The sequence below is a fragment of the Methanobrevibacter sp. genome, from assembly GCF_045577275.1.
GTDB lineage: Archaea > Methanobacteriota > Methanobacteria > Methanobacteriales > Methanobacteriaceae > Methanobrevibacter.
Genome location: NZ_JAZNIB010000296.1, coordinates 1 through 2,524, shown reverse-complemented (window position 1 = coordinate 2,524; position 2,524 = coordinate 1). Strand labels below are relative to the sequence as shown.

Below are 2,524 nucleotides of genomic sequence, written 5' to 3'. Positions count from 1 at the left end.
GAATAAAAACAAGAAAAATAAAATTTCAAAAAAATAAAGGGATTTAAAGAAAAATTTTAAGAAAAAATAGAATTGAAATAAACTTATCCCAATTTAAGAATGATTTAGAAATCTAATCCATAGTGATGGATTAAGATTCTATCATTCTTCAATACCTATATTGCAAGTTAAATCATACAATACATCAAATTAGATATTGAGTTAAATACAAACATTTAAAATTTGGAATAAAAACCCCTAAGGAATTTTAATTCTAATAAATGATATGAATAAAATTATATTTAAATTTTTTTAAATTGTAGGAAGCGTTTAATTTAAAAATGATTAAAATATTATAAAAAGAGTAAAAAATACCAAATAATTATCAAATTTATATTAAACAAGGAAATTACAGTTTATTTAATATATTAACCTCAAATAATTATTTAAATTAGAAAAAAAGACAATATTTAAATAATAAGTCATTGAAACTAATAACAAATACGATTTGAGGTGAAACTATGATTTTTGAAAGATTTAAAAATAAAATGAATATTTCCAATAGAAAAGAAAATGTGAAAGTAAATATCAAGAGAAATCTCAAAGCTATTTCAAAGGATAATTCAGCTCAAGGCGCTGCAGAATATATCCTGCTCTTTGGAGGGGTGATTGTAATAGCTTTAGCAGGTTTGTTGATCTATAGGTCCTACTTCAGCAATAATGCAAGCGGATTGAATGCAACTGAAGACATCAGTTCAATCAGAAATAATGTGACCAGCATCTATTAATAAGCTTATACTATGATTATGTTATGATTATGACTATGAAAATGCTAAAGCATCTGAAAAGAGATAAAATTGGACAAACAAGTGTTGAAGTGATTCTATTGATCGGTTCGATTTTAGTTATTGCAATCATATGCGGAACTTACATCTATAGAATCAATTCGCAAATAAATGATTCATTTAATCAAACACTTGATAAGGGAAGATTATATCTGCTAAATAAACTAAATTGAATCTAATAAAGAATTGAAACCTGGTAAAAATCCTAAAAATATTTTAAAAGCTGAAAAATGCTAAAAAATAAAAAAATAGAATAAAAAATAGAATAAAAAATAAAAAATAATAAATCTATCTAACTAATAGAAAACCCCCGTAAACTATAGGTTATTGGAGATTTATTATTTTATAAATATGATTGAAAAATGATAAAAAATTAAAAAATTAATTAAATGATAAAGTTATCAAATAATTAAAAAATTGATTAAACAATCAAATTTAATCAAGTAATCTTTCTAAGCTTGCTTTCCAAGAAGCTGAAGAAACGTTAGTTAGTTTCATTGCAGTTCTTTTAACAACAATCCTTTCTTGAGGACATACTCTTTCACATGCACCACATAATACACAGTATTCCTCATTGAATTTTGCTGCATTATCTTCAAGAACGATTGCATTACATGCACAAATGTCTACACAAGAACCGCATCCTACACACTCTTCTTCAGTAGTAACAATTTCTCCTTCAAATGGTTTGCTTACTTCTGCTGCATCTACAGGACAGACTTCCTTACACCATCCACAGTTAATGCAGTCGGATCCGATGAATATGTCACCTGTGATTTTAGGTTTTTCAATCTCATCAGTGTGCATACAGGTAACACATACTGTTTTGATTGCTTCTTGTGGACATACTCTTTTACATACTCCACAGTATACACATTTATCTTCATCCACTTCAATTGAACAAGCATCTGGAGTATTTACAACAGTGATTGCATCAGCTGGACACAATTCTGCACATGCGCTACAATAGATACATTCCTCATCATTGATGGAGATTTCACCTTTCAACAGATCATTTCTATCAGGCAATTCTCTTTTAAACAAGATTGCATCTTGAGGACATGCCACAGTACATCTTCCACAGAATTCACATGCTTCATCATCAATTGCAGATTCATGAGTCCAAGTTGGATAATTAGCCAAGTCTTTGGAGCTTGCACCATCAATTTCAAAGTCTAATGCACCAAATGGACAAGCAGATGCACATAATCCACAGATTACACAAGTCTCTTGATCAATTGCAAGTTTGTTTCCTTCTGCTTGACCTCTTGCAATACCTAAAACATCCCCTAAAGCCAAGGAGCTGGTTGGACAAGAGTCAGCACATATTCCACATGCTAAACACACATTATTATCATACGATAATTTTCTTGATTCGCTTCCATCTCTTTGAATAAAAATCATAACAATCCCACATTAATAGATATAATAGTCATAGAATATAAAGTATACTAAAAAAGTATTAATATAGTTAATATTATTTTTGTCGATATGAATATATAAACATAACGATTTAATCTTAAGGAATACATAAAAATTTATTGAAATTTTAATAATTTTATAAGATAATTAAAAATACTTTTTTAAATCAATATTAAATAAAAATAAATAGATTAAATCTAAAACAAAGAAATTAAAAAATTTAAAATTAAAAGAATTTTTTTAAATATGAAAGAAGTTATAAATTGAAGAAAATATAA

3 protein-coding genes are annotated in these 2,524 nt (G+C 27.2%); 2 read left to right on the top strand and 1 reads right to left on the bottom strand.

The annotated features are described in order from the left end of the window. Positions 1-527: 527 nt before the first annotated feature. Positions 528-767 (top strand): class III signal peptide-containing protein, encoded by a 240-nt coding sequence (locus ACKI67_RS08530; RefSeq protein WP_407463110.1) that lies wholly within the window; start codon positions 528-530, stop codon positions 765-767. A 23-nt stretch (positions 768-790) separates the two neighbouring features. Further along, the gene (locus ACKI67_RS08525) at positions 791-997 is read left to right on the top strand and encodes a class III signal peptide-containing protein (protein WP_407463108.1); all 207 of its coding nucleotides are present in this window, start codon (positions 791-793) and stop codon (positions 995-997) included. Between the two features lie 262 nt (positions 998-1,259). Here the strand turns inward: ACKI67_RS08525 and fwdF are convergent, their stop codons facing one another. Next, positions 1,260-2,228, bottom strand: a complete 969-nt coding sequence (gene fwdF / locus ACKI67_RS08520) for a tungsten-dependent formylmethanofuran dehydrogenase subunit FwdF (RefSeq protein WP_407463107.1) — start codon at positions 2,226-2,228, stop codon at positions 1,260-1,262. Between the last annotated feature and the right edge of the window lie 296 nt (positions 2,229-2,524).

Excerpts from the sequence above, each read along its gene's own strand:
- ACKI67_RS08530 (WP_407463110.1), top strand. The coding sequence starts at position 528 with ATGAATATTTCCAATAGAAAAGAAAATGTGAAAGTAAATATCAAGAGA.
- ACKI67_RS08525 (WP_407463108.1), top strand. The coding sequence starts at position 791 with ATGATTATGACTATGAAAATGCTAAAGCATCTGAAAAGAGATAAAATT.
- fwdF (WP_407463107.1), bottom strand. The coding sequence starts at position 2,228 with ATGATTTTTATTCAAAGAGATGGAAGCGAATCAAGAAAATTATCGTAT.